This is a genomic window from Parafrankia soli (genome assembly GCF_001854695.1).
Taxonomy (GTDB): domain Bacteria; phylum Actinomycetota; class Actinomycetes; order Frankiales; family Frankiaceae; genus Parafrankia; species Parafrankia soli.
The window spans coordinates 1-26,777 of the sequence record NZ_MAXA01000263.1 but is presented as its reverse complement, the minus strand read 5'-3'; the positions used below and the strand labels follow the sequence as shown (position 1 = coordinate 26,777).

The window sequence follows — 26,777 nt, the reverse complement described above, 5'->3', positions numbered from 1 at the left end:
CGACCTCGATATCGTCATGCCGGGCGAGCGTCTGACGCAGACCATTACGCACGATCTCGTGGTCATCGAGAACGAACACCCGGATCTTCTCCATGAGCGCGACGATACGGCCTCGGAGTCGCCTCGCCAATCGGCTTACGCCCGCCAGGACCAACGGGCGCGGCGGCGGCCCTCGCGCCCAGCCGGCCATTCACACCGCGACCGCTGGTCGGGTGACCGCCGCCCGCCTGGACCGCCCGTCAGCGGGCGCTGCCCACCGGCTCACCGTAGTGGTGGATCCGCGCGTCCGGGCCCGGGTGGATGTAGCTCAGTCTGCCGTCCGACCAGCGGACCAGGAAGGGGGGATCGCCGGCAGGCGTCGCGACCTCGAGGATCTCCCCGTCCCGCTTCGGGCCGTTCCCGACGGCGGCACGGACGACGGCGTCGCCCACCCGGGCCTGCCACCGGCTGAGGGTCCGGGGCCGCGGACGCAGCGCGTCGAGCGGCAGGGGCAGGCCCCCCTCATGGTGAGGATGCCCGATCTCCGCTGCGGCGACGGCTCCGAGCGCCGCGTTCCGCGGGCCGGTCGCCGCGGTGTGCGGATCGGCCGCGGCGGCGAGCAGGTCGTCGAGCGCGACAACCCCGACGATGGTGTCCCCGTCGGTCACCACGAGCCGGCGGATCGCGTGCTCGGCGAAGACCCGGGTGATCTCCTCCCATCCCGCGGAAGGCCCGACTGTCACGACGCCGCAGGTCATGACGGCGTCGATCCGGGCGTCGAGCGGGACGGCGCGGGCGACGGCCCGCAACGCCAGGTCCCGGTCCGTCACGATGCCCGCCAGGCGCCCCTCGTCGACCACCAGCAGCGATCCGACACCGGCCCGGTCCATCAGCTCCGCGGCTTCCCGGATCGGGGTCGGGGCCGGCACCGTCACCGGCGCCCGGAACGTGATCTCACCCGTCATGGGGGCCTCCTCCTGCCAACGCCTGCGGCGAACCACACGGGGGAGCATGCTCACTTCCAGGGGCGGCCGGAGCGGACGTCGCTCCCGAAAGGCACAGGACCTGCGGCCCCGACATCCCTGCCGAAGGTCGCTGAGTTCGGCCCGTGATCCGGGAACCACTTCCCCGACAGACCAGACGAACCGAACCGAGCAGCRCAACCGATGCGGGAGCCCCGGCCACCCCGGCCGGCCCTTCTCCCAGCACCGGAACGCGGCAGCGGGGTGTGTGATGTACGACCGCCCATACCCGATCAAAGTGAATGCCCGCCTCGACGAGCCGCTCTCGCGCTGGCTCTGGCTGGTCAAGTGGTTCCTCGCCATCCCGCACTACGTGGTGCTGTTCTTCCTCTGGGTGGCGTTCGTCGTCCTGACGGCCGTCGCCGGTGTGGCGATCCTGTTCACCGGCCGCTACCCGCKGGCGATCTTCAACTTCAACACGGGGGTGCTGCGCTGGTCCTGGCGGGTGTCCTACTACTCCTACAGCGCGCTGGCGACGGACCGCTATCCGCCGTTCTCCCTCGGCGAGGAGCCCGACTACCCGGCTCACCTCACGATCCCGTATCCGGCCCAGCTCTCCCGCGGTCTGGTGCTCGTCAAGTGGTGGCTGCTGCTCATCCCGCACTATCTGGTCGTGGGGTTCCTCGTCGGCGGCACGACGCTCAGCCACAACGCCCTGCTGACCGCGGGAACGGGCGGCGGCCTGATCGGCCTGCTCGCGCTCATCGCGGCGATCACTCTCGCGGCGACCGGCAGCTACCCGCGAGCCCTCTACGATCTTGTTGTCGGGCTCAACCGCTGGGTGATCCGGGTCGGCGCCTACGCCGCCCTGATGACCGACGAGTACCCCCCGTTCCGGCTCGACTCCGGCGGCGCCGAACCGGAACCTCAGGACCAGCCTGCCCCGAACCCCGCGGTGTGAGAGTCGTCCGGATCACCGGGCCGCTCGGGACCACACCCGACAGCGACCAGGAGTGACGTGCTCCCGTGGACCACCTGCGCCTCCCGCGCCTGCCCCGTTACTCCCGACGGTGGGCGCGGGGGGACGCCGCGAGCGGACTGACAGTCGCGGCATACCTGATTCCCCAGGTGATGGCCTACGGCGCACTCGCCGCCGCCCTCGCCGCCGCGGTCGGGGTTCTCGCGATCGCCGCCGGCTTCGCGCGGCTCGGCATCATCGCGCACCTGCTCTCCCGGCCGATCCTCGTCGGCTACCTCGCCGGGGTCGCGGTCATCATGATCGTCGGCCAGCTGGAGAAGGTGACCGGTGTCCCGGTCGAGGGCGGAAGCCTGTTCGGCGAGCTCCGCTCGTTCGCCGGCGCGGTGCACCACCTGCACGGTGGAACCCTCGTCGTGTCCACCGCGTCCCTCGTCCTGCTCGTCGTGCTGCACTGGCGCGCGCCCCGGCTGCCGAGCCCACTACTTGTGATCATGGTCGCGACGCTCGCGGTATGGGCCTTCGGCCTCGACACGCACGGCGTCCGCGTGGTCGGTGACATCGACGGCGGGCCTCCGCACCTGACGATGCCCACGGGCGCCGCCCTCGACGCGTGCGCCGACGACATCGACTGGTTCGTCCTCAACATGGAGGCCATCGTCGAGATGGAGGCCATCGTCGAGGTCGACATCACGGCTCTCGACGCGCTGGAGGATCTGCGTGCCGAGGTGACCAGGCGGGGCATCGCCTTCGGCCTGGCCCATGTCAAACACGAGCTGCTCGACGACCTCACCTCGTACGGGCTCACCGCGAGCGTCGGACCCGACATGATCTTCCCCACCATGCGGGCGACCACGGCGGCACACCGCCTGCGCACGGGCGACAGACTCCCCTGATCACGACCGGCGCACGCCACCGGCCGGCGCTGTTCGACCGGGTCCCGCGGCGGCGTCAGCCCACGCCGCACTGTTCAGCGGCCGCACCGCGCCGGATGGTGTCACCGAGCCGGCCGGAATCACCGAGCGCACGGTCGCCATCGTGGTCGTCGACCTCCGGGACGCACGCGAGCACCAGCGCGGAACGATCATCGGACGCTCGCTGAGTGAACGCGGCGACCTCGGCGAACATGCGCTCGAGGACACCGGACACCGCGGAGGGGCCGCGGCCCCGGCCCGGCGTGCTGCTCCCGGTCTGCCGCCAGCCGGCGTCCACCAGCCGGTCGGGTCCGAACTCGACGCCCGCCGAGTTCCGCGCCTCGGTGAGGCCGTCGGTGTACAGGAACAACGACTCACCTGGGGCGAGCCGCAGCGTCCGGTTCGACCAGATCGCGGCACCGGCGAAGAGATCCGACAGGAGCGGTCCGGTGGGCCCGAGCGACCGGCCCGCCCCGTGGTGACCGGGGGCGGTACGCCCCCGATCCCACGGGCCCCGGGAGCGCAGGACGATGGGCGCCGGGTGGCCGGCGTTCGCGTAGGTCACCGTGCCGTCCGCGGCGGCGACGGCGACGAACGCGGTGGCATACATCTCGCCCATGTCGCCGAGTTCCGCCACTTCGGCGAGGGCACCGCCGAGAGCCTGGCCCGGATCGGCACCGCCGAGCAGCCGCTCGCGTAGCAGCCGGCGCAGCACCAGAGCCAGCGCCGCCGCCTGGTCGCCGTGACCGGCGGCGTCGCCCATGCTGACCGCCAGCCGCCCGTCCGCGAGCCGCGCGACGTCGATCCAGTCGCCGCACATCGCACCCGGCCGTGACGGGCTGATCCGCCAGGACGCTCTGATGCCGTTCACGTGCCCACCTCCGGTATCCGCTGCCGGTCCCCGCATCAGGTGACCGGCACGGTCGGGCCCGGGAGACCGATCTCCGCAGGGCCCGCGACCGCCCCGATCTGGATGCACCTGAAGGCGACGCKCTCCCAGAATCGGCATCGCGCCGAACCGGTGAAAGGGACTTTCGGCAGGGCGGAGCCGGGGGAACGTCCCCGAACGGGGGTGCCGGGAGGTCGGGCCCCGGGCGGGCGGGGATCCGTCAGGCGGCTCACCGCGGCGCCGACAGCCAATCCCGGGCTTCCCCGTTGGTCCCACCGCCCCCGGGACCTTCGCACCCCGGCCGGGCTACTCGAGAACGCTGTACCCGGAGCATCCCGGGGGCAGGGTTGAGGCATGGGTGTGATGACAGTCGCGAACACGGTTCCCGCCTCGGCGGCGCCATCGGCGCGCGTCCGGCCTGGTCCCGGCGGCACGCCGGCGTCGGCGCCGACGCCGGCACCGGCCCAGCTGGTCGAGACGCACACGTCCGTACTGGTCTTCCTGGGTGACCGGGTGTACAAGACCAAGAAGCCGGCCGACCTCGGTTTCCTGGACTTCCGCACCCGCGAGGCACGCCAGGCGGCCTGCCACGCCGAGGTGGACCTCAACCGGCGGCTGGCGCCGGACGTCTACCTCGGCGTCGCCGACGTGATCGGCCCCGACGGCAACGCCTGCGACCACATGGTCGTCATGCGCCGCCTGCCGGCCGCCCGGCGGCTGTCCGCACTGGTCACCGCCGGCGGGGACGTCTGCGGGGAGCTGCGGGCCGTTGCCCGCCTGCTCGCCGACTTCCACACCCGCTGCAACACCTCGGCCCAGATCACCGACGCCGGCTCGCCCGCCACGCTGCGCGGGCTGTGGGACGAGGGCATCCGAGGCGTCCAGCCCTACCTGGGTTCCGTCCTCGACGCCAGCACGATCGACGCCATCGGCCGGCTCGCCGGGCGCTACCTGGACGGTCGCCAGCCCCTGCTGCGCGAGCGGCAGCACCGCGAGCTCATCCGCGACGGGCATGGCGACCTGCTCGCCGACGACATCTACTGCCTCGACGACGGCCCCCGCGTCCTGGACTGCCTCGAGTTCGACCAGCGCCTGCGGGTCGGCGACGTCCTCGCCGACGTCGCGTTCCTCGCGATGGATCTCGAACGTCTCGGGCGTCCGGATCTCGCCGCGTTCTTCCTGGATCGTTACCGCGAGTACTCCGCCGAAAGCCATCCCAGGTCGCTGGAGAACCTCTACGTCGCGTACCGGGCGTTCGTACGCTGCAAGGTCGCCTGCACCCGGCACGCCCAGGGTGACAGAGCCGCCGGCGCCGAGGCACGGGCCCTGGCCTCACTGGCCCTCACGAACCTGCGCCACGGGCGGGTGCGGCTCGTGCTCGTCGGCGGGACCCGCGAGTCGGGACGCAGCGAGCTGGCCGCCGACCTCGCCGACGCGGAGGGATGGACGCTGCTGCGCGCCGAGACCACCGGTAGCGGGCCGGACGACGCGACCGGCCGCACCACCGACCTCGGCTACGACGAGCTGCTGCGGCGCGCGGGCATCGCGGCCGAGCGCGGTGAGACCGTCGTCCTCGACGCGCCGTGGACCCTGCGCCGCGACCGGGACCGCGCCGCGGCACTCGCCGACGCCACCGCGGCGGACCTCGTCCAGCTTCGGTGCGCGCATCCGGGGTACCGCCGGCCCGGCACCCGACCGGCCCTGGCCCCACGGCCCGGCACCCGGCCGGGTGCCGGGCGCACCGACGAGCCGGCCGGCACCGACCCCTGGCCCGAGGCGAAGACCCTCCGCGACGCGCCGGCACCCGACGCCACCCTGCGGGCGGCGCGACGGGCGGCGGGATGAGACGGCGATCGTGTAACCCGCACCCCGAAAGTCGCACCTCGCGTATCGTGCTCGCGTGGCGGCAAGATCCGAGCTCTCGACCTCGCACCGGTCGGGCGGGACACCGGCGGCCGAACCGTCGGCCAGGGAGTCCCCACGCCCGGCGCCGGGCGGACCGGCGCCCGCCGGGCTGCCCGCCAGCGACGGGCTGATGTTCCCCACGGTGGCCCGGCTGGAACTCGACGACCTGCTCAGCCAACTCGTCGACCGCGCCCAGGACGTCCTCGCCACCCAGGGCCGGCTGCGCGGCCTGCTGCAGGCGAACCGGGCCATCGCCACCGACCTGCGGCTGCCCGTCCTGCTCCGGCACATCGTCGAGGCCGCAACGGATCTGCTGGGTGCCCGCTACGGCGCACTCGGCGTCGTCGCCCCCGACCGCACCCTCGAGGAGTTCGTCCACGTCGGCATGACCGACGCGGACGTGGAGCGGATCGGCCAGCTGCCCACCGGCCACGGCCTGCTCGGCATCCTGATCGACGACCCTCGGCCACGCCGCGCCGACGACATCGCCCATGACCCGGCTTCCCAGGGCTTCCCGGCCGGGCATCCGCCGATGCGGACCTTCCTCGGTGTCCCGATCACGGTGCGGGGCGAGGTGTTCGGCAATCTCTACCTCACCGACAAACGCGACGGCGTCCCCTTCACCGCGGAGGACGAGGAGCTCGCCCTGGCCCTGGCCGCCAACGCCGGGGTGGCCATCGAGAACGCGCGGCTCTACCACGAGTCGCAGCAACGACACCTGTGGATGACCGCCTCGGCGGAGATCAGCCGCCAGGTGATGGTCGGCGCCGACAACGCGCTCGCCACCCTCGTGCACCGGGTGCAGGAGGTCGCCGACGCCCCCTTCGTCGCCCTCGCGCTGCACACCACGAACCAGGGCACTGCGGACGGAGGCGACCCGAGCAAGGGTGCCGGGAACGCCGAACGCGGGGGAAGGGGAAACGGGGGCGAGTACGCGCGCGTCGCCGTCGCCGTCACGGAGCGTGACGGTACCGGCTCGGCCCACGCCGGTCTGGGCACCGATGCCAGCCGCGCCGGCCGCCTGATCCCCCTCGCACACACTCTGACCGGCCGGGTGATCGCCGAGCAGCAGGGTCTTCGCGTCGACGACGCGGAGCTCGACGCGCTCCCCGACGAGCGCGCGGCACGCACTGGGCCGCTCATGGTCGTCCCGCTCGTCGCCGGCGGCGACCAGTGCGGCGGAGCGCTGCTCATCGGCCGCGACCGCGGCGCCCGCGCCTTCACCGACGGCGACCTCGACATGGCGACAAGCTTCGCCGGCCACATCGCCGTCGCCCTCGAGCTCGCCCGGGCCCGAGCCGACCAGGAGCACCTGCGGGTCCTCGCCGACCGCGGCCGGATCGCCCGTGACCTGCACGACCACGTCATCCAGCGGATGTTCGCCGTCGCGCTCGGCATGCAGGATCTCGCCCAGTACGAGGACCCCTCCAACGCCGACCGGCTCAACGGCTACGTCGAGGACATCGACGCGACCATCAAGGACATCCGTCGTTCCATCTTCGAGCTGCGCGGGCAGGGCCCCACCAAGCGCGGCCGTCTCCGCACCGCCCTCGACAAGATCGCGGAGGACGTTCGGCCGGCCCTCGGGTTCGCCCCCGCGATCTCCCTGACCGGTCCCCTCGACACCGTCGCGGACGACCAGCTCACCGACCATCTGCTCGCCGTCACCCGCGAGGCCCTCACGAACACCGCCCGCCACGCCCACGCGACCAGCGTCGAGGTGCGGCTGGCCGTGGACGGGGACATGGTCACCCTGGACGCCGTCGACAACGGGGTCGGCATCGGTGACACCACCCGCCGCAGCGGCCTGGACAACCTGCGCGCCCGCGCCGAGAGCCTCGGCGGCACCTTCACCGCCACGGTGCCGCCCGCGGGCGGCACCCACCTCCGCTGGACCGTCCCTCTCTGACCCCGTCGGCACGCGCCGCCCGATGGCCCGGGCACGGCGCGCTGAACCGCCGGCCCGGCGAGACCGCGGCAACGAGTTCCTTCTCTCCTCCGCCAGGAGGTCGCCATGCCCGAGCACGGTCCGGCGGACCAGCGACGGGTACAGGACGAGGCAGGGACGAGGCAGAGAGGACGAGGACATTGGCGACTCGGAACAGTGCGGCGGGCCGCCCGGAGCCCGCCGAGGCGGCCGGCACGGCCCCAGCCCACGCACCATCCGGCACAGGACCCACCCCGGCGCGGGTGGCGGACGTGCGCGCGGGAGAGATCATGACAACCGGCGTCATGGTGGTGGCACCGGACGACGACGTGATCCTCGCCTGGGAGGTCATGGCCCAGGCCGGCGTACACCACCTGCCGGTCGTCGAGGGATCCAGGCTGGTCGGCATGCTGGACGACCGGCGCCTGGTCTCCGAGTCGGTCGCCGGCCCGCTCGGCCCGCGGCTTCGCACCGTCAGCGAACTCCTCGACCGCGAACCACCCCAGGTCCACGCCGACCAGACCGTCCGCTCCGTCGCCGACTTCATGGCGTCCCGGCACATCGACGCCGTCTGCGTCCTGGACGAATCCGACAACCTCGCCGGAATACTCACGACGGCCGATCTGGTCGACGCGCTGGCCGGCCGCCGCCACCCACGGCGGCCCGGCACGGAGGCGGCGCTGCCCAACCCGATGCTCTTCCGCCTCGTGCCCGTGTTCTCGGCGGCATCACCGTGCCCGCCTGAGCACGGCGTGGGGTGACCATCCCAAGCAGCGGGCACACCGAAAGCACACGTATGAGCACCACTCGTGACCGTCGGCGTCCGATGTGGCGGGGGAGGCACCATCCACCCCACTGATCGGCGGAGGACGCGGCGGCTGCCCCCACCAGGCAGAGGCGGTGAACATGACCGACATACGCAGCACGATCACCAGGCAACCGGTCACCGTGGACAGCGGCACCTCGATCCGCGACGCGGCCCGCGAGATGGAGCGCCAGGGGGTGGGAGCACTCCTCGTCGTGGAGGACGACAACAACCTGGTCGGGATCGTCACCGATCGCGACATCGTCCTACGCGGTGTCGCGCGCGGTGTCTCCCCTGACGGCCGGATCGACGCGCTCATGACGACCGAGGTGATCACGATTCCCGCCGGCGTCGACGTCGAGCGCGCCTACCGGGTGTTCCGCGACCATGCGTTCCGCCGGCTCCCGGTGATGGAGGGCCGCCGGGTCGTCGGTCTCGTCTCCGTCGACGACCTGCTCATCCGTAACGAACGCCAGGTCGCGGACCTCGTCCACCCGCTGGCCGACGAGGTGCTCACGCCGCGCCACGAGGCCGGTCCGCCGGAGCCCACATCCACGGCGCCGCCGGCCGAGCCCGCCACGCCAGCGGCTGCCACGCCAGCGGCTGCCGCGCGCGCCTCCGCCGCCGCCGGCGTCGAGACGGAACCCAGCGCGGTGCCCGAGCTTCCGCCGCGGCGCAGGCAGATGCGCGCCGCTCCCGGCGACACGCTGGTCGTGCACCGCGGTGCCACCCGGCAACCGGACCGGACCGGGGAGATCTTCGAGGTCCGCTCGCCCGCGGGCGACCCGCCGTTCGCGGTGCGCTGGTCCGACACCGGTCACGTCAGCTTCATCTATCCCGGACCGGACGCGGAGATACGCCACCACGGTGAGCCCGCCCCCAGCGGCGCCCGATAAAAATCCGCGGCCCGTCAACGGAGCGAATGGGCGGCCTGCCCGCGGGCCAAAGGTCCGGTCGGGCCACCGACCTTCGCCGGTTCGGATGCACCCGTCTCTGTCGCACGCTGGGACCAGCCCCATCGGGCCCACCCGATCGGGCGGTCGACAGATGCAGGAGGCCACCGTGAGCACCGAAAGCACCCGGACGATCCTCGTTGGAATCGATGGCTCCGCGGGATCGGAGGCCGCGTTGCGCTGGGCCCTGGAGACGGCGCGAATCGAGCACCGGCCCGTCACCGCCCTGCTGGGCTGGACGGCCGACGGCCTGCCGCGGCCGGTCTACCAGGCCGCGGCCACCGCCGACTACAAGGGGCTCGCAGCCGCCGCCACCGAGATGCTCGACCGGACGATCGAGCGGGTGCCGATGCCCGACCTGCCGATCGAGCTGCGCAGGCTCGTCGTCGACCAGGACCCGGTGGACGCGCTCGTCGCCGAGGCGAAGAACGCCTCGCTGACCGTGATCGGGGCCCGGAGCCCGGGCCTGGCCCACCGCATCCTGGCCGGTTCCGTCGCCCAGCGGTTCCTACACCACTGCTCCGGACCGGTGGTCGTCGTCCGCGGCACCGCCACCGACGACCTGCCCGACCAGCGGCCGATCGTGGTCGGGGTGGACGGCTCGGCCCCCTCGCAGGCCGCGGTTCGCTGGGCCGAGGCCAATGCTGCCGAGCGCGGCGTCCCGCTGCACATCGTGCACGGCTACCACAGCAACATCACCACGTTGGGCGTGCCCCTGGACGACTTCTACCCCTCGCTCCGCGCCGGCGCCGAGCAGCTCCTCACCGACATCGCGACGGCCGACATCGACGACGAGTCCGATGTCGAGGTCAGCCTGCAGGCGGTCGACGACACCCCGACCCGCGCCCTGCTGAACGCCTCGGCCCACGCGCAGCTCGTCGTGGTCGGCACACGCGGACGCGGTGGCTTCGCCGAACTGGTGCTCGGCTCCACCGCCCACCAGTGCGTGCTGCACGCCGCCTGCCCCGTGGCCGTCATCCACGGCTGAGCGGCCGGGAGGCCCGCCCGCCGGCTCGTCGCCGCGGGGCCCAACGAGCTGTCGCGGCGTGGGGGCCGCACCTGGCCGGATGAGATCGGCCGCCAGCTCCTCCACCCGCTGGCCCTTCTGCTGTGGCTGGCGGCACTGCTGTCGCTGGTGAGCGGCTACAACGACGCGCCCGCCCTGCGCCGTGCCGACATCGGGGTGGCGATGGGACGCTCGGGCACGGACGTGGCCCGGGAGGCGTCCACGATGGTGCTCACGGACGACAACTTCGCCACGATCGTCGGCGCCGTCCGGGCCGGCCGCCAGGTTTACGACAACGTTCGGAAATTTATTGTCTATATCTTTGCCCATGCCGTTCCGGAGGTCGTCCCGTTCCTGGTCTTCGCGCTGTCCGGCGGTGCTGTGCCGCTGCCGCTGACCGTCCTGCAGATCCTCGTGATCGACCTGGGCACCGAGACGCTGCCGGCGCTGGCGCTGGGGCGGGAGCCGGCCGAGCCGGGGCTGATGGACCGCCCGCCGAGACCGCGGAGCGAGGGCGTGATCCGGCCGGTGATGCTGCTGCGCGCCGTCGGGCTGTTCACCAACAGGCTGCTCCCGCTGCCGGCCATCGTCTGGGGCACCGACGAGCTCTGGCGCGCGTGGCGCCGCCGGGCGCGCACGGCAGGCGGAGCGGCCCACCCGGACGGGACCTCAGTCGGTCGTCCGGCACGGGCCGGCGGCCAGCCCGCGCCCACCGATCGGACCGGCCGCACGCTCGTGCTGCTGCCCGAGCGCGCCTGTCGCACAGGTGGTGGTGCCGGCCCAGGACGGGAGGCCGGAGCAGGAGATCCTCCTCTGCGCGCATCATCTCCGCGCGTCGTCGGAGCGGCTACGGGCCCTCGGCACGTCGGTCTACGACCGCGCCGGGATGCCGCTCAACGATCCGGGCTCGTACTTCTCGCCCGTTCACTGACCCGCCGGACCGCCCGACGACGGGTCCGTCGGGCTCCGCGGCTGGGCGGAACGGCGCACGATGACGACCGGGCTGTCCGCGTAGAAGACGCACTGCGAACCGGTGGAGCCGAGCAGGAGCCCGTCGAAACCACCCCGGCCCCGTGCTCCCAGCACGAGCAGCTGTGCCCGCGCGGCCTCGTCGATCAGCGCACGACTCACCCCGCTGCTGATCAGCACGGGTTCCACGCCCGTGCCCGCGCGGGCACGGGCGAGATACGGGCGCACGGCCTCGTCGAGCACGCCGCGGGCGGCGCGGTGAAGCGCGTCGGCACCGGGCGGAGGGCCGTCGGCCGACGTCGGGGACGGGGTCCACACGTGGACGACCCGCAGCCGGGCCGGCCGCGGCCCAGGCCAGGACCGCGCGCACCCCCGTCTGCCGCAGGCCGGCCTCGCGCACGGCCCAACGCAGGGCCTGTTCGGCCTCCGGTGATCCGTCGAGCCCGACCACGATCTCGCCCTTTGTCATGTGCCACCTCCCTCAGGCGGGCGGTCTCACCCCGGCGCGGCCGCCCGCCACCGCGACGGCCGGCCGGGGATGCGGCACTCAGGCCGCGAGGTCGATCACCAGACGGGCCGGATCCGACAGTTCGAGCACCCGGAAGCCGACCCTGTCGTCGACGCCGAGGCCGAAGTGGACGTAGCCCTCGTAGTCACCGGTCAGCCGGTACTGGACGAGCGCGGGCAGCCCACCACCGGTCCGCGGGGTGGTCAGCGTCGACGTCCCGGCGTCGTCGTGGGCCGCCGCGGGGAACAGCACCAGTTCGAGGAACGCCTGTCCGCGCAGCGGGACCACCGCACCCTCTCCCGGCGATCGCACATCGGCCACGTACCGCACGTCGTAGCCGGGAACGCGATCCCGGAACTCGATCACCAGCCGGTCGAACTCCAGCCCGCCGGCGACGTTGTGCGCGCCGCGCACCGCGACGACCGTCGCCGTGCCGGGCAGCGCATGCTCGACGCGGCGCGGCTCACTCGACCACGCGGGTTCGCCCGGGGTCGTGGGCAGGCGGGACGGCGTCGCCGGCGTCGGCGCCGGGCCGCCGCGGGGCGACCCGGTGGGCCTGGCTGCGACGCTCGCCGACGGTGTGCCGGCGGTCGTGGTCACCGGTGGTGCCGAGGCGGTTCGCCCGGCGGTGCCCCCGTCGTCCGCTCCGCCGCAGCCTGCCAGCCCGAGCGCCAGCACACCGGCCGCCAGCGCCAGTGTCCCGACCCGTCGACGGCCCACCCCACGTCGTGCCGGCGGGCTCTGCGTCAGTCGGTTCATGGCTACGACCTCCCGGTCGGCGGCCGCCAGGACAGCCGGCGGGCCTGACCGGCCATCCGGTGGCGCCGGCAGGTGTGACGGCGGCGCGGCGCCGACGGCGATCTCACCGACGACCGCCACCGCCGTCAGGTCGACGGGTGAGCGCCGTACCGCCACGGGAAGCGGCTCCGTGGCCGCGCCCCCGGCAGGGGGCGGGCCGGCCGCCTCGACTGCCAGCTCGGCGGGCCGCGTGGGAATCCGCCTGGCCGTGACCTTCGGAACCTCGAAACGAACGGCAGTCATGATCGTTACCTCCTTCGTCGGCGCAGCCCCCGGGGGTGGTGCACCCGGTCCGCTCCGGCCGGACGATCACCACCGGGCAGGGAGCGTGGATCACGGCGTCCCGGCCGGGCGCCCGCAGCGGCCGAGGGCTGAACATCGAGGCCTCCCTGCCTCCGACGACCAGGATCTGCGCATCCCGTGCGAGCCTGAGCAGACTCGCGGCCGGCACGCCGTCGACGGCGAGTGGGAGCAGCGTGACCTCGGCGCAGGCCCGCCGGCTCTCGGCGGCGCAGTAGTCCAGGATCTCCTCGGTGATCCGGCCGTCGCGGCTGGCCCGCCAGCTCCCCGGGAAACTGCCGGGGACCCGCGGCCAGTGCGGGCGGACGTTCGCCATCACCAACGGCACCCCCCGCAGGCACGCGTCCCGCGTCGCCCAGCGAACCGCTGCCAGCGAGGGAGCGGAACCGTCCACCCCGACCAGCACCGGCAGTCGGTCCCGGGAGGCCACGGCGACGGCGGAACCGGCGTCCGGAGCCATCCGCTCCAGCGGGGCGGCGAACACACGGCCGGTCGAACCGGGAGTGGCGTCGTGATGGGTGATCACCACCGGGACCCGGGCCTCTCGGACACACACCTCGGCCAGCGAACCGGTGGCCGCCCGGCGGTGACGGCTCGCCGCCGACGCCCCCACGACCAGCATCCGTGCCGCGGTGGATTCCCTGACCAGGGCGCGCGGGAAGATCCCGCACGGTCGACTCCGTCACCCTGACCCGGTCGCCCGCGGCAAGGCCGTCGACGGCCTCCGTGACGGCCCAGTGGAGCATGGCCGCGGCGGCCGCCTCGAGATCCGCGGGTGCAGACGGCACCCCCACGGGACCGAGGGCCACCGGAAGGCCACCCCCGGACCAGGCCAGGACCGCCCGCACCCCGATGCGGCGCAGGCGGGCCTCCGTCAGCGCCCAGCGCAGGGCGGACACCGACGTGGCCGAAGCATCCACACCGACGACGATCTCGGTCATCTCAGCCCTCCCCACCGGCCTCCGGAAAATCCGTACACAACACGTCTTCCCCTTCGCACCCAGCAGATCCGGCCTTTCCGTACTGCACCGGACATGACCAAGGACTCCTGGCGGGGAACGGACGTCCCTGGACCACCACGGCCGACCGACCCGCCAGCCGGGCCGCTCGGGGCACTCGGGACGATGCGGACATGCGGATCGTGAGTGAGCCAGTGCTCGTGGACCTGCTCGCCGCTCGACTGGCGGACCGACCGGACCGACCGGACCGACCGCCACTGATCGTCGCGGCGGGCAACTTCGCCGCTCCGACCGTCGCGGTGGGCGCGCTCGACCGCGCGCTGGCCGCGTACCGTCTCTTCGTCCTCAACGCCCAGCACGGCGTCCCGGAACGGCCCGGTGTAACGCCGGTGACGCCGTTCGTCGGCCCCGGGATGCGGGGACACCGCGCGCTGGAGTACCTGCCCTGCCGGCTGARCATGGTCCCCCGGCTGTTCACCAGCGCGCACCGCCCCGACGCCGTCATCCTGCACACCAGCCGGCCAGTTGACGGGAAGGTGTCGATGGGCACCGAGGTCAACATCCTGCCGGCCGCCGTCGAGGCCGTCCGGAGCTCCGGTGATCTGGTCATCGCCCAGACCAACTCCCGGATGCCCTACACCTTCGGTGACGGTGAGCTCTCCTGCGACGAGGTGGACCTCGCCCTGGAGGTCGACGTACCGCTGGCCAGCCCCGTCTTCAGGCAGACGAGCGACATCCACCACGAGATCGGCGCCCGGGTCGCCGCGCTGGTGCCCGACGGCGCGACCCTGCAGCTGGGCATCGGCGCCGTCCCCGACGCCACTCTCGCGGCGCTCACCGGGCGACGACGCCTGCGGGTGTGGACGGAGATGTTCTCCGACGGCGTGCTGGCACTCGACCGCTCTGGTGCCCTGGCCGCGGACGCTGAGCTGGTCACCAGCTTCGTGTTCGGCTCAGGCGAGCTGTACACCTGGCTCGACCGCAACTCCCGGGTCCGGCTGCTGCGCACCGAGACCGTCAACGACCCCGGGACCATCGCCCGCCAGCCCCGGATGACGTCGATCAACACCGCGCTGCAGATCGACCTGCACGCCCAGGCCAACGCCTCGTTCGTACGCGGGCGCGTGTGGTCGGGCTTCGGCGGGCAGCCCGACTTCGTCACCGGAGCACTGCACGCCACCGGCGGACGAGCGATCATCGCCCTGCCCAGCTGGCACAGCAAGACCGGCCAGTCGACGGTCGTCCGGGCGCTGGCCGAGCCGACCACAAGTTTCCAGCACAGCCACGTCATCAGCGAGCACGGCACCGCGCAGCTGTGGGGCAGCGCGCAGGAGCAGCAGGCCCGCGACCTCATCGAGCACGTCGCGCACCCGGCGGCTCGCCCCGGCCTGCGGGAAGCCGGGGCGGAAGGGCACATGGACGGAAGGGACGCCGGGCGGGCGGAAGGATCGGAGCTGCCGGCCTGATCCCCCCGCTCGCATCGCTTCCCCGGGCCCGCGATCACCGCTGGCCTCCGAGGTCAGCCCCGCCCTGACGCCATCCCGGTCCGGGCCGCGTCGAGGAGGATGCGGCGCTCCGCGGCGGCGATCGACCACGCCGCGGCACCCACCGCGTCTGGATCGACCGAGACCGAGGTGATGCCGAGCTCGACGAGCCGCTCTGCGTAGTCGGGCCTGGTCGAGGGAGCCTGCCCGCACAGCGACGAGGTGAGACCGTTCTCCCGGCATGCCGTGATGATGCGGGCGATGGTGTCGAGCACCGCCGGGTCCGCCTCGTCGAACAGCTCGGCGCAGGTCTCGGAGTCCCGGTCGACACCGAGCACGAGCTGGGTCAGGTCGTTGGAGCCGATCGAGACCCCGTCGATCCCGAGCCGGGCGTAGGCGGGGATCCAGTAGGCGGCCGAGGGCACCTCGGCCATCACCCAGCGGAGCATGTCCCGATGGTCACCGAGCGGACTGGCGTCCACCGCCTTCAGGCAGGCCTCGAGCTCCCAGCCGGTCCGCACGAACGGAATCATCAGGTGCAGGTTCGGCGTGCGTTCCCGCACGACGGCCAGCACCTCCAGCTCGGCGTCGAACACGGCGGGATCACGGACGTAGCGGAAGCAGCCCCGGTAGCCGATCATCGGGTTCGCCTCGACCGGTTCGAAACGGTCGCCACCGGTAAGCCCGCGGAACTCGTTGGTGCGGAAGTCCGTCGCCCGGTAGATCACCGGGCGGGGCGCGAACGCGCGGGTGATCCGCTCGACGGAGGCGGCCATCCGTTCCACGAATTCCGCGCGGCCGCCCTGCTCCAGCAGATGGCGGGGATGCGTCCCACCAAGCGCGTCGACCAGGAGGAGCTCCGCCCGCAGCAGGCCCACGCCCGCGACAGGCAGTGCCGCGACCTGCTCCACGTGGTCGGCGACGGCAAGATTCACATAGAGCCTGGTGGCGGTCGGCTCGACAGCCAGCGGAACCACCGGGTTCGGCGCCTGGCCCGCCGGGACGACGGGCATGACCTCGATCGCGACCGTGGGTGACGGGATGGTCTTCACCATGGCTCGCCCCGGGTTGGCCAGCACTCGCGGGGTCTCCCATATGTCCGCATCCTTCTCGACCACCCCGCGGCTGCCGTCGACGACGACCGTGTCGCCGGTGCGCAGCGTGGATGTCGCGCTGCTCGTCCCGACCACGCAGGGCACGCCCAGCTCGCGGGCGACGATCGCGGCATGGCAGGTCACCCCGCCGCTGTCGGTGACCACCGCGGCGGCGCGGCGGATGACGGGCACCCAGTCCGGGGAGGTCATCGCGGCGACCAGGACCTCCCCGGTCACGAACGCCGCGCCATCGCCGGGTGAGGTGAGAACGCGGACCCGGCCGGCCGCCCGTCCCGGCGCGCCCCCGAGGCCGGTGAGCAGCACGGTGTCGGAGGGCTCGCTCCTGCCCGTCATCTCGGACGGGCCGGTCCTCTCGGACGACTCGATTCTCGTGGGCCGGGGTGCGGTCGTGACCGGTGCCGCCCCGCCGGTCGTGACGGGGCGGGACTGCACGAGATGTGTCCGGTGCCCCTCGATCACCCATTCGACGTCCTGCGGCTCGCCGTAGTGCGCCTCGACGCGCAGAGCCAGCCGCGCCAGGTCCAGTATCTCGTCCTCGGTGAGAATCCGGTGGCGTCCCTCCGTCGGAAGCAGGTTCACGAGCAGGTCGTGGCCGTCGGCGCCACGGATGATCTGATGGGTCTGCGCGCCGGTCCGGACGTCGACCAGCCGCGGGCCGTCCTTGTCCACGACGTAGGTGTCCGGGATGACCTCGCCGCCGACGACGACCTCGCCGAGCCCGAAGGCCGCTTCGATCACGATGCGGGACCTGTCACCGGTCATCGGGTCGGCCGAGAACATCACGCCCGACCGCTCCGCGTCGACCATCCGCTGGACCACGACCGCGATCTCCGGTTCGGCCACCATGTGGCGGCTGGCCCGGTAGGCGACGGCTCGCGGCCCGTACAGCGAGGCCCAGCATTCGCGAACCCGCGCGAGGAGTTCCTTTTCGCCGGAGACGTTGGTGAACGTGCTGTTCATGCCCGCGAAGGACGTGCCGGCCGCGTCCTCGGCCGTCGCCGACGACCGCACCGCCACCGAGCCGCCGCCCAGTTCCCGGTACGCCTCCGAGATCGCGCGGCGCAGCGCCTCCGGGACGGGCGCCGCGACGATGTGCGCCCGCGACTCCCCGGCGACCTGTTCGAGCTGCGCGTGGTCGTCAGGGTCGATGCCCGCGGCACGGGCGGCGATCTCCGAGCGCATCCAGGCCGCGTCGACGACGTCCAGGTACGCGGACACCGTGATCACGAATCCCGGTGGCACGGGCAGCCCGGCGCGGGTCAGCTCTCCGAGGTTCGCGCCCTTGCCCCCGGCCTGGTCGACGTCGTCCGCGCCGATCTCCTTGAACCACGCGATCCACCGACGCTCGCTCACAGCTCGTCCTCCCTGCCGCTCGCTCCGGCCGCACCGACCGGTTGGGCGATCTCCAGGCCCAGCACCCCGGGGACGTCGCGCACGAGCCTCCACCGCACCGCGGACGTCCTCGGCGACCAGCCGGTCCGGGCGGGCGAGCAGCCGGAGCAGATCGCTGCGGCTGATGATGCCGACCAGCGTTCCCGCTTCGTCCAGGATCGGCACACGCGAGATGTGCTCGGCCAGCATGACGCCGACGATGTCCGCGATGTCGGCGTCGACCCCGGCCGTGACGACCGGCGACGACATCACCTCGCCGACAGTGCCCGGTGCGGCCGGCCGCGGACTGCGGTCACGGCGGGCGTGCAGCCTCGAGTCAGGCCGAGCCTCCAGCGCGATGAAATCCGCCTCCGTCACGATGCCGACCAGCTCGCCCTGAGGCGACACCACCGGTGCGGCGCCGACCCCCCGCAGTGCGAGCAGCCGCGCGACGTCCTTCACCGGCACGTCGGGTGTCACGATGCTGAGCTTGCGCGTCATCAGTTCTCCGGCACGCATAACCGCCGCCCTTCCAGAAAGAATCAGCCCGCCCGGCGATGCCGGATGGATCCGCGTTCGGCCCATCCGGCGACCGCGTTTTCGGGACCACCTCGGGTCCATCCCGCCACGGGACGAAGTACTTCAGATCAGGTAGGGCCGGCCACGGGTGAGAGCCGTGCGCTCCCACAAGCCGCCGAAACCGAAGGAACGACCAGCGCCGAAGGCGGCGAGAAGGCCGAGGACCAGAGCGTAGACGAGGTGGTCGTCCATGAAGGGGTTGTTTTCCGGGGGAAGAACCGCGGTCCACATGAGGACGAGCAGGGTGGCACCCGCGACGGCGGCGGCGCGCATCCCGACACCGAGGACGAGGGCCGCGCCGATACCGGCCAGGCCGATCATGAACAGCCAGTCAGCCCAGGCCGCGCCGGCGATGTCGTGGTAGATCCCGGCGAACGGTCCGGTGGCCGCGTGGGCCAGGAAGCCCTCGGTGGGGCTGCCGCCGTTGACCCAGGACTGGGCCGAGGGGGTCTCGTGGCCCAGGCCGAACAGCTTGTCGAGGAACGCCCACAGGAAGATCCAGCCGAGGCTGACCCGGGTGACCGCGAGCAGGACGTCGACGGCGAGGCTGTGGCGTCCCGCCTCCGGCAACTCGGGCGGCGGCGCCTCAGGCGCCCTGAGCAGCGACGGCTGTGTCGGATCGGACAGTCGCGCCTTTTGTGGGGGGCTGGTCCGGGGGTAGGCGTACCTCTGACGGAGATGGCCGCACCCGCGCGTGCGACGCCTGCCCAAGATGGGTGCGGAGGGTAGTCCTCTGGATGCGGTGGCGTCGGGAACGCCGTCCACGGGCGCGGCTGGGCCGAGGCCTCGAGAGGACACCAGACGTGACGCACGCCAGCTCGGCCCGCGCCCCGGGCCGTCCCGAAGGTCCGCGCCACCGCAGGAAGCGGCACGGATGGCCCTGGGCGCCGCAGGGACCGTGGGGATGGCTGACGACGCCCGGCGCACGGACCCTGGGCCAGGCGTTCGATCCGCGGCACAACAACCTCAACGCGCTCAGGCTCGTCCTGGCGGCGACCGTGCTGGTGTCGCACTCCTGGGGGTTCGTCCGGGACGAGGACGACCCGCTCGGGAAGCTGACCGGCGGGCCGGAGGCGGGCGAGGTCGCCGTGGACGGATTCTTCCTGCTCAGCGGCTTCCTGATCACTCGGAGCCGGCAGCGGGCCCGCTCGACCGGACGTTTCCTGTGGCACCGCCTGCTGCGGATCCTGCCCGGCTTCTGGGTCTGCCTCGCCGTGACCGCGGTGATCCTCGGACCGCTGCTGTGGCTACTCGAACGGGACACCCTCGCCGGCTATCCCTGGACGGGCGCCGACTCGGCGCTGACCTACGTCGCAGCCAACGCCCTGCTGCGGATGCACCAGTTCAACATCGGCGACCTCAACGGCGGCGGCGCGCTCGACGGCTCCCTGCACACCCTCTTCTTCGAGGCGCTGTGCTACCTGATGATCGGGATCCTCGGGGCGGTGGGGCTGCTGAGCCGGCGCCGGGCAGCCGTCCTCGGCCTGGCCGTCGCCTGCTGGGTGCTCGCCGCCGCGGACGCCGTCTCCGGCGCGGACCGCCTCGCCGACGCCTACGCGCTCCGCTTCGCCTCGATGTTCCTCGTCGGCGCGGTGATGTTCCTCTACGCCGACCGCATCCCGCTGAACCGGCCGCTGCTCGCCGCGAGCTGCTGCCTGCTCGCCATCGCCCTCGCGGCTCCCGCCACCTACCTGCCCCTCGCGCCCGCGCCGCTGGCCTACTTCCTGCTATGGGCGGGCACCGGACGTCGTCTCATGCGGGTCGGGAGCCGGCGGGACCTCTCCTACGGCATCTACGTCTACTCGTGGCCGCTGCAGCTCCTCCTGCTCGAGCTCGGCGTCGGCGACGACAGCGTCACCGTCAACATCGTCGCCTCGATCGGCCTCTCCGGGGCGGTCGCGGTCGCCAGCTGGCACCTCGTCGAATCGCCCGCGCTCGCCCTCAAGTCGGCGGCGGCGCCGTCCTGGCTGGGAGGGTTCCTCTCCCGGCCCGCGGCACGCCCCGGGGGACGGCCTACGCGCCCGGCGGACTCGGCGTCCCCGATGGGCTCACCGTCCCCGATGGGCTCGGTGCCGGGCGCCGCCGCGGGTGCCGCGCCGGGCGGGCACCGGACGTACAGCGCGGTGCCGGGGATGCCCGTGTCGGCTGGGCCGGCGAGCCCGCCTGGCTCGGATCCTCTGAGGCGCTCCCGGCCCGCGGCCGTGCCCGACCAGCGGCGCACCCGCCACGCGTCGAGGTGAGAACCGGCGGAGCCGCCGGTACCGCCACGGGCGGAGCCGCCGGCACGGCCACGGGCGGCTCCGACCCGGGGCGGGCCTTCGACGGGAACCTGCCGTTGAAGATTCGCCGGAGGAGCGGGAACCGGAGAATCACGAGATGGTGGGTCGCGAAGGTGGCCGCGTAGGTGGCGACGACCAGCAGCAGCATCCGTGCCGAGCCGAGACCGGGATCGAAACCGAGCAGGGTCGCGAACACGTAGATCCAGAAGAAATGCAGCAGGTAGACCGAGTACGAGGCTTCCGCCAGATAACGCAGGGCGGGACTCGGGCGCGACCCCCACCGACTGGCCGCGGCGAAAATCGTCGCGATCACCGGAATGGCGAACATCGTCTCGGCCAGCACCCGGCCGGTGCCCATCGCGAGCGTGTCCACCCACCCGTGCCACGACGCCAGCAGGACGAGCCCCGACACCGAGAGAAGAACCGGCGCGGGCCGCTGGAATGACGGCACGAGCCGGCCCCTGTCCAGAAACAGCAGGAGACCGAGTAGGAAGAACGGCAGGAACTCCAGGGTGCGGCGGACCAGGTCCGTATGAAATCCCGACCCGATGACGGGCCGGATGGCCTCGCCCCAGCCGATCCTGCCGGCCGCCATCGTGCCCAGCACGAGAAGCGTGATCGTCGTCATGGCACGGAGCCGCCCCGCGGTGGCCTGTTGATAGCACCGGGTGGAGACGAACCTGCTCAGCAGCTTCACCGCCGCGGGTGTGAGGAGCGCGTACCCGAGGAGCACCAGCAGGAACCACAGGTGCAGGTACCAGTTCAACCGGCCTTCGAACGCGGGAGCCATGCAGGCTCGCAGGAAGTCGGCGAACGAGATGTCGCTACGGTTGTGGAAGCGGGAGATCAGCCACAGTGTCGGCGGGTTGAACAGCACGAGCGTCGCCGCCAGCGGCACGCCCACCGCCGCCAGCCTGCGCCGGAGGGCGAGCCCGGGCCCGTATTTCGCGGTGAGCATCGCGGAGAGAAAACCCGAGATGACGAAGAATGCCTCCATCCGGAAGAGGCCGGAGGCCCGCGCTATCCCGTCGAAGACGGGGTCGTCCCCGAGCGTGGCCACGTGGACGAAGACGCCGATCAGCATGATGACACCGCGCAGCGCGTCCAGGTGGTGGTAGCGCACGCCCGCGGTGGATGCTCCCGCGGCGGGTACTGCCTCCCGCTCCCCCACGAGTCCCTTCCTTCCCGTTTCCGGCCGACGGATACACGCTTTCCCGGCGCCGGATGACGTCGGGAGGAAGCGCAAGGGCTCGCGAAATACTACGCTTCGGAACGTGTCGACCAATGTCGCGCCGCGTCACTTGCAGGCGGTTCCCGGGATGAGATGAGACACCATCAGTAAAAGGCTGAGCCGCGCCAGACCATCGAGCCGGAGGGCCGGGACGGAGCTACCGCCGAATTCCTACGAACGGGCTGCCGGAAACAGCCGGAGGGCCTTGTGACCGCGAGAACAAAAGGGGTTCACCATGCGCGCTTCCCGGCATGAAATTCATACCGTGCCGAGGTCGCGGGCGGCGGGCCGCGCGCTCGGGTCGGTTGCATGCGGCGGGCGGTCTGCCGCACGCTCGGCCAGCCGGCTCCCGCCAGTGCGCGCGGCGGGGGCGGCGCGAGCCGCGGAGGTGTTCGGATGGCCGCACAGGACGGCGTGATCTCGGTCGGGTTCGTCGCCGGGGCCGATCTGAAACGGGCCGCCGCGCTGGAGGACCTGCCGATCGACTCGCTGTGGACGGGCGGGCACGTCGCCTCCCGGAACCCGTCGGGCGAGGCGATGATGAGCCTGGCCCGCCTGTCAGCGGTGACCGAACGGGTACGCATCGGGACGTCGATCCTGCTCCTCCCCCTGTACGCACCGGCGATCGTGGCCAAGCAGGTCGCCGACCTGGACCGGGCCACCGGCGGGCGGCTCGTCCTCGGCGTGGGCATCGGCGGCGAGTACCCGCAGGAGTTCAGCGCCTGCCAGGTTCCGGTCCGGGAACGCGGGCGGCGCACCGACGAGGCCATCGGCCTGCTCCGGCGGCTCTGGACAGCCCAGACGATCTCCCACGACGGGCCGTTCTACCCGATGACGGACGTCCGGATCCACCCGGCGCCGGCCCAGCCCGGCGGCCCGCCCGTCATCGTCGCCGGCCGGAAGGAGCCGGCGACGCGCCGCGCCGCGCTGCTCGGTGACGGCTGGATGCCCTACCTGTACTCGCCCCGCCGCTACGCGGCCTCGGCGCGGACCATCCGTCAGGCCGCGGCCGACGCCGGACGTGATCTGAGCGGATTCGAGTGGTACGCGTTCGTGTTCGTCAACGTCGACCCCGACGGCGACCGAGCACGCGAGGAGGCCGCGCGCACGATGGGTGGCACCTACAACCAGGACTTCAAGACCATGGTCGACAGCGTGGCGGCGGCCGGGACGGCGGAGGAGGTCACCAGCAAGCTCCGCGACTTCGTCGACGCCGGCGCCCGGCACTTCATCTTCATGCCCGCGCCAGGCACCGGCGACCCCGACCGCATAGTCCACCGTCTGCTCGACGAGGTGATCCCCCCGCTACGCGCGCACGGGAACGAGCAGGCGGCCGCCCGGGCTGGGGATGGGGCCGCGCGCTGAGGCCGCACACCGCGGTGCGGTGAAAGGACGTCCCGGACGTCACCCGGCGCGGCGGCCGGGGAGGGCCGCGCGGATCATCGGGATCCGCAGCGGCATACGCGCCCACGCGCCGGCGGCGAGGGCGAGGTCACGGGGCCGGCCGCCGCCACGGCGAGCCCGGGCGGTGGCGTCCAGCGCCATCTGCAGGTTCCCCGGCCATACGCCGACGAGCAGGGCGGCGCTGGCCGGCCCGGCCCAGGACGCCTTCGTGAGCAGCCCGGCCGGACGGACTGCGAAAGCGTCACTGGTGTATCGAACCATCACGGCGCCGGACATGCTGCGCGGCACCGGCAGCCCACAGGTCTTCCGCCCCGAGAAGTGGACAGCACCCATCCGTTCGCGCCGCCTGCGGTAAAGACCGCAGAAGATTCGCCCCGCCGTCCCGCTACTGATATTCTCCGAATTCTGGCGTTCGGGACGCGATCGGGGGCGATTATGGCGTCCGACGGATCAAAAGATCAGGTGCCGGACGGGGCGGGATCCACCGCCGGCCCGTGCGGACAATCATGCGTCGAGATCGAGCAGGGCATCGTCGACCTGCTCGATCTGGCTCCGACTCTGGCCGCGGAAACCAGCCGGCGGCTGCTGGTCAGCAGGACCGAGAGGCGGCTCGGAGTCCAGCTGCAGGTACCGGACGCCCCCTACCGCAGGCAGTGGTTCATAGGTTTCGTCGACGCCTGCTGCGCACACCCCAAGGGTCCACGAGCACTTGCCCAGGCGCTCTGTGTCCTGGAGCCGGCTTCCGTCACCGCCCGGTCCGTACAGAACCTGGTGGACTGTTGGGAGACAGCGAGATCCGCCGCGGGTCCGACCGCTGGAAACGGGCACGGCTCGCCCGCACGGGCACCGTCGCACCACGCGGAGGCCCTTGCGGGCGGAGACCTCACGCCGGGCCGGGACGACGAGGCGCTGACCGGGCAGGAATGCGCCGCACTAGCGGCCGCCTTCCACACGGCCGTCGCGCAGCGACAGGTTCTGACGGATGCCGGCCTGCCGATCGACAAACAGCCGAATCCGGACGGGCTCACGTCAGAGGAGTTCTGGCGGGAGGTCAGTCGCCTACTCGCCGACGGAATACTTACCGACGGGCGACGACGCGTTCTTGCCGAGGCGCACCGCCGCTTTCCCGGTAACCGTTTTCTGCGCAACGGACGCCCGTGAACCACGCGGAACGGCGGTCACCGGGCGCCTTCCGTCCGTCCGGTCGCTAAGGGTACGCGATGACAGCATCGGCACCCTTCGACACCGCCGCGACCGCTGCTGTCGCGGTCATTCGCTCGGAGCTGGAGGACCGTATCGCAGGAATACTGCACGGCTGTCGCGAACTACACGGCGACAGCAGCCGTCGCCTTCTTCTCTCCCAGGTCGAACGGCATTCCGGCGTCGCGATCCCGATTGCCGAGTACCCCAGCTCCCGCCAGTGGTTCATAGGGTTCGTCGAGGCGTGCTGCGGCACGCCGGCCGGCATCCGGGCCATCATCGCCGTCGCCCGTGTGTTCGGGCTCGGCCCCGCGGTCACCGTCCCGCTCACCTGCCTCCACGACGAGTGGGATGCCGCACCCACAGCCGTCGACGCGGGAGAGGATCTGTGGGCCAGGCTCAGATCCGAGCTCACGGCGACGACCCGGGCCGCGGCCGTCGCCGCCTGCCGGCTCTCACCCCAGGCGGGGCTGTCGCTCCCGCCGGCACACTGCTCCAACGGCTGGCTGGTACTGCTGCATCTCGCCGGCCGCAACGCCGGCCCGGACGGGCTGCCGGTCTACATCTCCTATCTCGAAGGCATTCTCGACCAGCTCTCCCCCGAGACCCGCGCCATGGTCGAGCACTGGAACCAACGCCGCGCCTACGAGCTGGGGCTGACCGGCAGACTCAACGACACACGGCTCCGGAGGGGTGCCCGCGCCACCGCGGCACGGCAGAATGTGCATGTCATTCTGCAGTTTGAGCTGGACCACCTGGACCCGTCGACGCACCTGGTCTCCTGGTGGCGACAATGGGACGAGGAGTCGGCGGTTTTCGAACGAGGTGCCCGATTCGTTCCCGTCCCGCCGGGCGACCTGGAGATGTTAACCGAAAAAGTCGTGACCGACACCGAGGCTCTCCTCTCGGAGCGGGAGGACCAGATAATTCTTGAATTCGTCCTCCCCATCGATCTGATGCACCTTCCCGTCGAACGCTGGCCGAAGGAGAGCGGTTCGGTCCTGCCGAAGCAGCTCGGTTGCGACTATCCCGTCGTGGTGCGAAGCCTGGAGCGGGTACACAACCCGCACTGGCGGCGGGCGTGGCGCATACGGTGGCGGACGCTGCACGAGAAGCAGGATTCGGCGAGCACGTGGCAGATCAGGGACGACGGAGACGGCTACATCCAAAGGCTCGATGCCGACCTTCTCTCCGCGAGAACCTGGTGGCCGCGGTCCTCAGCGGCGCTCCTGCGCCGGCCCGCGCCACCGCGGCCGAGCTGGAGATCGTCCTGCGCTGTGGCCTGCCCGTGATTCTGTGGCACCGTGACGGCACCGCGGCCCCGACGGTTTCCGACGCGGTGAAGGAGTTCGTCGATCTCGGCGGCCCAGCCGATCTCCGAGCGCGTACCCACCGGCTCCGACTCGACGCCGCACGCTCGGAAGTTTCAAAAGGCGATCATCTCGGGCACAATCTCGTTATTTTATGGGATGACCCGAACCGGCGGCCGGAGAGGGGTCCAGACGATTCCCTCTCCGTCGGAGGAGAGGTGCAGCAGTGAACAGCGACGGTGGGGGCACCGCACGAGGCCGGCAGTCGGAGAGCTGGTGGCTTTTCCACGGCACGGGGGAACCGGCGGACGTGGCAGCGCTTCACACGCGCTGGCCGCCGGCGCCACCGTGGCGGGAGTTCAACGGCGGTCCCGAGGCTCCGGCGCCGCCCGACGACGCCGCCGAGACCCGACGGCGGCTGGGCGTGATCCCGGCTGGTCTGTTCACCGCGGACCAGATCTCGGTGATCAATTCGGCGATATATCTCCGGCGCCCACTCCTCGTCACCGGCGGACCCGGTTCCGGAAAATCGAGTCTCGCCTACATGATCTCCGCCGAGCTCGGGCTAGTGTCCCGGTCCGGAGATCTGCGATCTCATGGGACCTGCGGTGTCATGGAGGTATGGCAGGTAAGCCGAGTCTGCCGCTCGTGCTCACCGGGGCCGAGCGGCGGACCCTTCAGGGGTGGGCCAGCCGGCGCAGGACTGCGCAGGGCCTGGCCCAGCGGGCGCGCATCGTGTTGATGTGCGCGGATGACAGGACCAACAAGTCCGTGGCCGCCGAACTGGGAATCAGCCGGGACACGGTGGGCAGGTGGCGGAACCGGTTCGTCCGGCACCGGTGCGCCGGGCTCAGCGACGAGCCGAGGCCGGGCGCGCCGCGCACGATCAGCGATGCCCAGGTCGAGGAGGTCGTGGTCCGCACTCTGGAAGAGGTGCCCGAAGGGGCCACCCAC

General features: G+C 72.3%; 21 protein-coding genes and 4 pseudogenes. 15 read left to right on the top strand and 10 right to left on the bottom strand.

Annotated features, from left to right (window positions below; translation table 11 throughout):
• Positions 1-239: 239 nt before the first annotated feature.
• Positions 240-944: a CBS domain-containing protein gene (locus BBK14_RS31130; RefSeq protein ID WP_071066733.1), complete on the bottom strand. Its 705-nt coding sequence runs from the start codon at positions 942-944 to the stop codon at positions 240-242.
• 268 nt (positions 945-1,212) lie between these two features.
• Between BBK14_RS31130 and BBK14_RS31125 the strand changes: the two genes are divergently transcribed.
• The gene (locus tag BBK14_RS31125) at positions 1,213-1,902 is read left to right on the top strand and encodes a DUF4389 domain-containing protein (protein ID WP_071066732.1); all 690 of its coding nucleotides are present in this window, start codon (positions 1,213-1,215) and stop codon (positions 1,900-1,902) included.
• Between the two features lie 65 nt (positions 1,903-1,967).
• The gene (locus tag BBK14_RS31120; protein ID WP_071066731.1) at positions 1,968-2,813 is read left to right on the top strand and encodes a SulP family inorganic anion transporter; all 846 of its coding nucleotides are present in this window, start codon (positions 1,968-1,970) and stop codon (positions 2,811-2,813) included.
• Positions 2,814-2,868: 55 nt separating this feature from the next.
• On the opposite strand, the gene BBK14_RS31115 is transcribed toward BBK14_RS31120, so the two are convergent.
• Entirely contained in the window at positions 2,869-3,702 is an 834-nt protein-coding gene (locus BBK14_RS31115; protein WP_071066730.1) for a PP2C family protein-serine/threonine phosphatase, read from the bottom strand.
• A 372-nt stretch (positions 3,703-4,074) separates the two neighbouring features.
• On the opposite strand from BBK14_RS31115, the gene BBK14_RS31110 reads away from it, so the two are divergent.
• The 7 genes and pseudogenes from BBK14_RS31110 (at position 4,075) to BBK14_RS31080 (ending at position 11,247) form a co-directional block, all read left to right on the top strand.
• Complete coding sequence (locus BBK14_RS31110; protein ID WP_071066729.1) at positions 4,075-5,565, top strand: hypothetical protein; 1,491 nt, start codon at positions 4,075-4,077, stop codon at positions 5,563-5,565.
• Between the two features lie 190 nt (positions 5,566-5,755).
• Entirely contained in the window at positions 5,756-7,534 is a 1,779-nt protein-coding gene (locus tag BBK14_RS31105) for a sensor histidine kinase (RefSeq protein WP_071066738.1), read from the top strand.
• Positions 7,535-7,842: 308 nt separating this feature from the next.
• Positions 7,843-8,313, top strand: coding sequence for a CBS domain-containing protein (locus BBK14_RS31100; RefSeq protein WP_131802473.1), 471 nt, complete (start codon positions 7,843-7,845; stop codon positions 8,311-8,313).
• A gap of 145 nt (positions 8,314-8,458) precedes the next feature.
• Positions 8,459-9,253 (top strand): CBS domain-containing protein, encoded by a 795-nt coding sequence (locus BBK14_RS31095; RefSeq protein WP_071066737.1) that lies wholly within the window; start codon positions 8,459-8,461, stop codon positions 9,251-9,253.
• 166 nt (positions 9,254-9,419) lie between these two features.
• Positions 9,420-10,298 carry a universal stress protein gene (locus BBK14_RS31090; RefSeq protein WP_116430191.1) on the top strand — a complete coding sequence of 293 codons (879 nt, stop codon included), beginning with the start codon at positions 9,420-9,422 and terminating at the stop codon, positions 10,296-10,298.
• 27 nt (positions 10,299-10,325) lie between these two features.
• Positions 10,326-10,853 (top strand): annotated as a pseudogene (locus tag BBK14_RS40985) (cation transporting ATPase C-terminal domain-containing protein); the annotation flags it as partial.
• A gap of 235 nt (positions 10,854-11,088) precedes the next feature.
• Entirely contained in the window at positions 11,089-11,247 is a 159-nt protein-coding gene (locus BBK14_RS31080) for a hypothetical protein (RefSeq protein ID WP_241832000.1), read from the top strand.
• On the opposite strand, the gene BBK14_RS36230 is transcribed toward BBK14_RS31080, so the two are convergent.
• From BBK14_RS36230 to BBK14_RS31065, 4 genes and pseudogenes are all read right to left on the bottom strand, one after another.
• Positions 11,241-11,618, bottom strand: coding sequence for a universal stress protein (locus tag BBK14_RS36230; protein ID WP_275078528.1), 378 nt, complete (start codon positions 11,616-11,618; stop codon positions 11,241-11,243). The genes BBK14_RS31080 and BBK14_RS36230 overlap by 7 nt on opposite strands.
• Positions 11,619-11,673: 55 nt before the next feature.
• Positions 11,674-11,754: pseudogene (locus tag BBK14_RS41505) on the bottom strand (universal stress protein); the annotation flags it as partial.
• Between the two features lie 78 nt (positions 11,755-11,832).
• Positions 11,833-12,708 (bottom strand): AMIN-like domain-containing (lipo)protein, encoded by an 876-nt coding sequence (locus BBK14_RS31070; protein WP_338045529.1) that lies wholly within the window; start codon positions 12,706-12,708, stop codon positions 11,833-11,835.
• Positions 12,656-13,504, bottom strand: a complete 849-nt coding sequence (locus tag BBK14_RS31065) for a universal stress protein (protein WP_198541485.1) — start codon at positions 13,502-13,504, stop codon at positions 12,656-12,658. The genes BBK14_RS31070 and BBK14_RS31065 overlap by 53 nt, the downstream gene beginning before the upstream one ends.
• 519 nt (positions 13,505-14,023) lie before the next feature.
• On the opposite strand from BBK14_RS31065, the gene BBK14_RS31060 reads away from it, so the two are divergent.
• Positions 14,024-15,316 carry an acetyl-CoA hydrolase/transferase family protein gene (locus tag BBK14_RS31060; RefSeq protein WP_071066722.1) on the top strand — a complete coding sequence of 431 codons (1,293 nt, stop codon included), beginning with the start codon at positions 14,024-14,026 and terminating at the stop codon, positions 15,314-15,316.
• 53 nt (positions 15,317-15,369) lie between these two features.
• On the opposite strand, the gene ppsA is transcribed toward BBK14_RS31060, so the two are convergent.
• Both ppsA and BBK14_RS31050 read right to left on the bottom strand, forming a co-directional pair.
• Positions 15,370-18,321 (bottom strand): phosphoenolpyruvate synthase, encoded by a 2,952-nt coding sequence (gene ppsA / locus BBK14_RS31055; protein ID WP_241831999.1) that lies wholly within the window; start codon positions 18,319-18,321, stop codon positions 15,370-15,372.
• A 141-nt stretch (positions 18,322-18,462) separates the two neighbouring features.
• Positions 18,463-18,969, bottom strand: a complete 507-nt coding sequence (locus BBK14_RS31050) for a DoxX family membrane protein (RefSeq protein ID WP_241831998.1) — start codon at positions 18,967-18,969, stop codon at positions 18,463-18,465.
• 167 nt (positions 18,970-19,136) lie between these two features.
• Between BBK14_RS31050 and BBK14_RS31045 the strand changes: the two are divergent.
• A pseudogene (locus tag BBK14_RS31045) lies at positions 19,137-20,285 on the top strand (acyltransferase family protein); the annotation flags it as partial.
• Between the two features lie 127 nt (positions 20,286-20,412).
• On the opposite strand, the gene mdoC reads toward BBK14_RS31045, so the two are convergent.
• The gene (gene mdoC, locus BBK14_RS36220; RefSeq protein WP_083391375.1) at positions 20,413-21,849 is read right to left on the bottom strand and encodes a glucans biosynthesis protein MdoC; all 1,437 of its coding nucleotides are present in this window, start codon (positions 21,847-21,849) and stop codon (positions 20,413-20,415) included.
• Between the two features lie 456 nt (positions 21,850-22,305).
• Here mdoC and BBK14_RS31040 point away from each other — a divergent pair, with 456 nt between their 5' ends.
• A complete protein-coding gene (locus BBK14_RS31040; RefSeq protein ID WP_071066720.1) occupies positions 22,306-23,274 on the top strand; it encodes an LLM class flavin-dependent oxidoreductase in 969 nt (322 codons plus the stop codon).
• A 39-nt stretch (positions 23,275-23,313) separates the two neighbouring features.
• Here the strand turns inward: BBK14_RS31040 and BBK14_RS31035 are convergent, their stop codons facing one another.
• Positions 23,314-23,589 (bottom strand): DoxX family protein, encoded by a 276-nt coding sequence (locus BBK14_RS31035; protein WP_241831997.1) that lies wholly within the window; start codon positions 23,587-23,589, stop codon positions 23,314-23,316.
• Between the two features lie 186 nt (positions 23,590-23,775).
• Between BBK14_RS31035 and BBK14_RS31030 the strand changes: the two genes are divergently transcribed.
• The 3 genes and pseudogenes from BBK14_RS31030 to BBK14_RS31020 all read left to right on the top strand — a co-directional run.
• Positions 23,776-24,474 (top strand): effector-associated domain 2-containing protein, encoded by a 699-nt coding sequence (locus BBK14_RS31030; protein ID WP_071066719.1) that lies wholly within the window; start codon positions 23,776-23,778, stop codon positions 24,472-24,474.
• Positions 24,475-24,533: 59 nt separating this feature from the next.
• Positions 24,534-26,053 (top strand): annotated as a pseudogene (locus BBK14_RS31025) (VMAP-C domain-containing protein).
• Between the two features lie 391 nt (positions 26,054-26,444).
• On the top strand, positions 26,445-26,777 hold a 333-nt coding region (locus tag BBK14_RS31020; protein WP_157904369.1), incomplete at its 3' end, for a helix-turn-helix domain-containing protein.

Coding starts and splice junctions, on each gene's coding strand:
- BBK14_RS31130 (WP_071066733.1), bottom strand. CDS start 944: ATGACGGGTGAGATCACGTTCCGGGCGCCGGTGACGGTGCCGGCCCCG.
- BBK14_RS31110 (WP_071066729.1), top strand. CDS start 4,075: ATGGGTGTGATGACAGTCGCGAACACGGTTCCCGCCTCGGCGGCGCCA.
- BBK14_RS31105 (WP_071066738.1), top strand. CDS start 5,756: ATGTTCCCCACGGTGGCCCGGCTGGAACTCGACGACCTGCTCAGCCAA.
- BBK14_RS31100 (WP_131802473.1), top strand. CDS start 7,843: ATGACAACCGGCGTCATGGTGGTGGCACCGGACGACGACGTGATCCTC.
- BBK14_RS31095 (WP_071066737.1), top strand. CDS start 8,459: ATGACCGACATACGCAGCACGATCACCAGGCAACCGGTCACCGTGGAC.
- ppsA (WP_241831999.1), bottom strand. CDS start 18,321: ATGACGCGCAAGCTCAGCATCGTGACACCCGACGTGCCGGTGAAGGAC.
- BBK14_RS31040 (WP_071066720.1), top strand. CDS start 22,306: ATGGCCGCACAGGACGGCGTGATCTCGGTCGGGTTCGTCGCCGGGGCC.
- BBK14_RS31035 (WP_241831997.1), bottom strand. CDS start 23,589: ATGTCCGGCGCCGTGATGGTTCGATACACCAGTGACGCTTTCGCAGTC.